The following is a 4,503-nucleotide window of genomic DNA, read 5'->3' on the forward strand; positions in this document are numbered from 1 at the left end:
TCAGGCGCTCGAGCTTCTCGGCCAGCACGCGCATAACCACGCTCTTGCCGGTGCCGGGCTCGCCGTGGATCATTGCAGAGCCGCCTTCGCGAACGAGCGCGTTCTCTATACGCCAACAGAAGTTCCACCGCGCAGCCACGCACGCAGGTCGATCACCAGCTTGATTACGTCGAGCCGATCGATCTTCGCGCGCCGCTTGTGACGTTCGACCGGAGTGCACGCTGGATCGACGACGTAGCACTCGATGCCGCGCGCCTGAATTGATTGGTATCGCGCGCTGGGAAGCGGGAATTTTCTTCCATGCCAAATGCGCGATCGCCCGTCTTCCGAAGCCGACCGGGCGGCCGCCACTAACGCGTGTTGACGTCGATGCAGACATCGCCGGATTGCGGGTGCAGTCCATGCTGGAGCGCGCGTTATATTTTATGATCGATTGATCGCTTTGCGGTGTCCACGTAGAAAATGATAGTGAATGGAGTGCTACATTTTGCCTACGCTCACCACAACTGTTCCTTGTTCCTTGTTCGTTGGCGGAGGAAAAATTGAATGATCGCCAGGATATTTCCCTTCGATGAATAGCCCGATTCGCCGTGATGGAGAAACCGCCCTGGAGCTTGAGGCGCAAGCGGGTTGCCACTTCGTCAAGCGGGAATTTCATGCGGCTTTACATTGCCTGCTGCAAGCCGCAGCTATCAGAAAGCGGGATGAAGACTGGGCAGGCGCGGGAACTGCGCACAAAATGTGGCGCAGGTACGTTTCTTTCTCGCCGATCATGCGGGGGCGATCCACGCGTACGAAGAGGCCTTGGCGTTCCGCAGGTTCATCCACGATGTACGAGGTCAAGGCGTGACTTGCGGCAAGATGGCCGAGGTGTTTGAGCAGGCCGGTCAGCACGCGAAGGCCGTGGAGTCGTTGGAGTGCGCACTGCGGTACTTTGTCCGGGTCAATGCGACAGGAGAGATTGGCACAGCACTTAACAACATGGCGGTCTCGTATCGCGAATTGGGAGCCGTGGACGAGGCGAGGCGATGCTATGAGCGTTCGCTCGAGATTCGCCGGCACGCGGGTGATTTTGGCGGGCTTGCCGCGACGCTGCACAACCTCGCCGTCCTGCATGCCGACCGGTCGGACTATGACCGGGCTCGATTGCTCCTGGAAGAGGCTCGTGAGCTTCGCAGGGAGATGGGTGATAACCAGGGACTGGGTCGGACCGTCCTTCGAATGGGAATGCTGCACGAGGCGCAGGGAGATAATTCGTCCGCGATCGAATGCTACGAACATGCGCTGAAACTTGCCGAAGCTGAGGCGGGCGTTCAAAGCCGAGCTGATGAGGCTACCGCACTCCTTAATCTGGCTGATGCGTGGTCAAATCAGGGGGAAATCGAGCTGTCTCTTGCGCTGATCGATAAGGCTGAGAAGCTTTTCGACGACACGGAGATGATGGCCGGGATCGCGATGACCCACTACGGTCGCGCACGCACCCTCGCCGCAGCGGGGCGACCCACGCAGGCGCTTGCCTGCTTCGAAATCGCAAGGTCGCACTTTGCAGAATTGGGTGATCGCCCCCGATTGATCAACACAGGTCTCGCCATAGGCAACATCCTGTCCCGGCGTCGTCAGCATGAGGCGGCCCGCGACGCATTTGTGTCCGTGCTTCAACTACAGAGGCAGTTATCGTTGCCGCGCGACGAAGTGATTACCCTACAGTTGATCAGTCGGGAATGCGCCGCAGCAGGAGATGCGCCTGCAGCCCGGAATGCGGCGCAGGCTTCAGCTGACCTGCACAGAGAGGTTGTCGCCCATTCCGAATCCCACCGCCCGGCACGCAGATATATCGTTGATGCAGCGGCGGGAGATGGCTCTGCGCCAGATGCAGATGAGGCAGATGAGGCGCGTTACCCTACGGGACCCTGCTCCTTGCACTGACAAGGACCGCCGCGAGGGACCGGCCCTATCTGCGTTGCCGTCTTGATCACTGAATTAGGACCCGACGTGACTACGACCCGATCAAGACCGCCGGACACCCGAACGAAAATTTCGCTACGAAATTGCCTAAGACCTCGAGCGGCACATGCGCGAGATGGAGCAAACCGAGGTAGTTGGATGACGGCGGACCGGACGCGTCCGTAACGCACCGGTTGTATGCGTTTGCGCATCAATGCAAACAGTACGCGGGGATAGAACGACATCTTGTCGTGCTTTTTTCGCATACTCTCGGCTCCACTCTACGAGTTCATTCACCGCCCGACGACGGTCCGTTACCTGATGTTGCGCGAGGGGTGAAGTATTTCGTGTCCAGCGGGGACAAAATCTTGCCGGTTGCGCCGTCAAGTACGTTGAGCTCAGTTGCGATACGCGTGTCGGTCCACCCCTCGGATGACGACAATTCCAGGATTCTGTCTCGAAGCGTCGCTTTCAGTTGCGCTTCGCGTTCAACGATAATGCCCTGCAATCCTTGCGCGTAGAATGTAGTCTTGTCGGTCAGTGCGTCGTAGGCTGAGAGCAGGGCCGTCAGTGATTCCATCGATGCATCTTCTCGCTTGGTGCCCGGAACCGGATTTGAACCGGTATGCGCGGATTTACGCGCGGCGGATTTTAAGTCCGCTGTGTCTACCTATTTCACCACCCGGGCAATGTTGGGTGGGCCCGTGGTTGTCCACGAACTGCGACGTGCGCGCACCGTTGAGTCGGTGTGGGTGCACGCGTGATTATGTCACCGCAGTGGCGTGCGCGACACGCCGAAGGATGCATTCCTAGCAGAGACATGCCTTTAGCCTCGCGGCTACGTTTCTTGAATCTGCGGATGCGGCATACCAGCATCGCAAACCACTCTCACAAGCGGTCGCCCCCCGTGCTTTGAGACGCCGCCAGTGTCCTCGCATCGCTCAACCGGAGTCGATTTCCGTGCGACGCTGACCAGAAGTAGTGCGCCCGCTCTCTCGAATCCAGCCGCGCGACCCGAGTGATCAGGCCAACGTTCATCAGGTCCTCCAGCACCTGCTCGAGCAACCGGCTGTCGGCGCCGATCATGAGGGATAGCCGCTCACAGGTGAGGGTGTCATATGTCTCGAGTAGCGACATAATCTCCTCGGACAACACCGCTTGATCGCGCACATACTTTCTCACGCTGCGCTCGATGGTTTCACAATATTGAAGCGTTTTAGAACGCAGCGATGCTGTCATGTCTTTGCCTGAATGGCTGGTGTGATTCAGAGTCGGCGAAGTCAACGGTCCGGGTCCGTCGGAAGGCATCCCTGATGCCGAACACGGCACCGAACAAATTGTGAATCTGCCGTTGCTCGGTCCAAGCAAGTGGGTCAGAAGGCGGCATTGCGGTCGGCCCTCGCGAAAGAACCGCCCAGGCGCTGTGGGTGCGAACGGCTCGGGCATCGCTGCAGTGCCAACCACGGGGCGAGGCCCGGTCTTGGGAGCACGCGCAAGACTTATAATGTCCGTTCACCCCGTTGCTGGAGCGAGGGGCTGACCAGCCAAGGCGCCGCCGCCTCCAGGCTTTACTGCATCGAACTTCAGATGCAGGCCAGCGCCAGTCATAGGACGCTCCGGCTGCCAGAGAAGATCGACATGATCTTCCGCCGTGAGCCTTTCGATGCTGTTATGTTGAAAGTGCACCTGACTTGTTGGACGGCGCGCGCTCGACAGCGCCACGGCGGGAGGCGGCGATTTCATTTGGAATGCCTTCTGCTTTACCATTGAGCCACCTCCGCGATAGCGGCAAGATTCTGGCACGAGCTAGCCGACGGCCCCCTGCAGGAACCCTCGTCGCTCAGAAAGCGTGTACGGGTCATCAGATACCCACCGTGTTTCGAGTAACAATAAATTTGGGATAGGGCGGGGGGCGAGATCGAGCGGACCGAGCTGTCAGGCGTGTTCCCCTTTCGCGCAAAGGTCACGTTCGCGATATTTTGTGTACGTAATCCCGATCGATGGTGTTCTTAAGCGTGAATATTTATTCCTGGTTCGGGCGCGCGATTTTCGCGAAATCCGGGGCGGCCTGCGGATCTTAAGCGAATCGTCTCGCGCAAGCGCGTCGCCTCACCTCAGTCACCGCAGCCGACTGAGGCACGCTACGCTTTCTTTGCTTCGGCGCGCGGCCCCACCATCTGATGCGCCTCGTCGATGCCGCTGGGAAACCCGTTATAATCGGGCAGCCGTCAAAACAGCGACGGTACAGGTTTGGAAGCCTGTCGTGTTGACCGCACCGCCTGCCTCGGCAGGTCGTGCGTTTGCCTGTGCACGCCTATGGGCGGGCCTTGGCGGGGGAGCCGTAAGGCTCGCCGGAGTCAACACCGGTCTTCCAACCTCGTTATTGTGCCCGCTCACCCTCCGAGGGCGGGCGGGTTTCCGGATGCTAGTCTCACTGTGTCATAAAAAATAGCGACTTCCATCTTCATTTCAGTTCATAATTAGGATTCCATATTTATTAGTGGGCTGCAATGGAAAATCTAGCGAAGTTTGATCGCTACATCGAGCACCTGTGTGCGG

The 4,503-nt window shown here is 58.8% G+C and carries 4 protein-coding genes, 1 tRNA gene and 1 pseudogene; 1 reads left to right on the top strand and 5 read right to left on the bottom strand.

The features are described 5' to 3' along the window. Nucleotides 1-126: 126 nt before the first annotated feature. Nucleotides 127-267: pseudogene (locus AWB78_RS50220) on the bottom strand (IS110 family RNA-guided transposase); the annotation flags it as partial. 474 nt (nucleotides 268-741) lie between these two features. Here AWB78_RS50220 and AWB78_RS41510 point away from each other — a divergent pair. Then, the gene (locus AWB78_RS41510) at nucleotides 742-1,926 is read left to right on the top strand and encodes a tetratricopeptide repeat protein (protein WP_062612980.1); all 1,185 of its coding nucleotides are present in this window, start codon (nucleotides 742-744) and stop codon (nucleotides 1,924-1,926) included. A 307-nt stretch (nucleotides 1,927-2,233) separates the two neighbouring features. On the opposite strand, the gene AWB78_RS44780 is transcribed toward AWB78_RS41510, so the two are convergent. From AWB78_RS44780 to AWB78_RS47315, 4 genes are all read right to left on the bottom strand, one after another. Then, nucleotides 2,234-2,524 carry a hypothetical protein gene (locus AWB78_RS44780; RefSeq protein ID WP_074173714.1) on the bottom strand — a complete coding sequence of 97 codons (291 nt, stop codon included), beginning with the start codon at nucleotides 2,522-2,524 and terminating at the stop codon, nucleotides 2,234-2,236. Nucleotides 2,525-2,541: 17 nt separating this feature from the next. Next, nucleotides 2,542-2,632, bottom strand: a tRNA-Leu gene (locus AWB78_RS41515). Nucleotides 2,633-2,832: 200 nt separating this feature from the next. Further along, nucleotides 2,833-3,183 (bottom strand): hypothetical protein, encoded by a 351-nt coding sequence (locus AWB78_RS41520; protein WP_157697863.1) that lies wholly within the window; start codon nucleotides 3,181-3,183, stop codon nucleotides 2,833-2,835. 273 nt (nucleotides 3,184-3,456) lie between these two features. Further along, nucleotides 3,457-3,711, bottom strand: coding sequence for a hypothetical protein (locus tag AWB78_RS47315; RefSeq protein ID WP_157697864.1), 255 nt, complete (start codon nucleotides 3,709-3,711; stop codon nucleotides 3,457-3,459). Nucleotides 3,712-4,503: the final 792 nt, after the last annotated feature.

Origin of the sequence: Caballeronia calidae, assembly GCF_900044055.2 — a bacterium.
GTDB lineage: Bacteria > Pseudomonadota > Gammaproteobacteria > Burkholderiales > Burkholderiaceae > Caballeronia > Caballeronia calidae.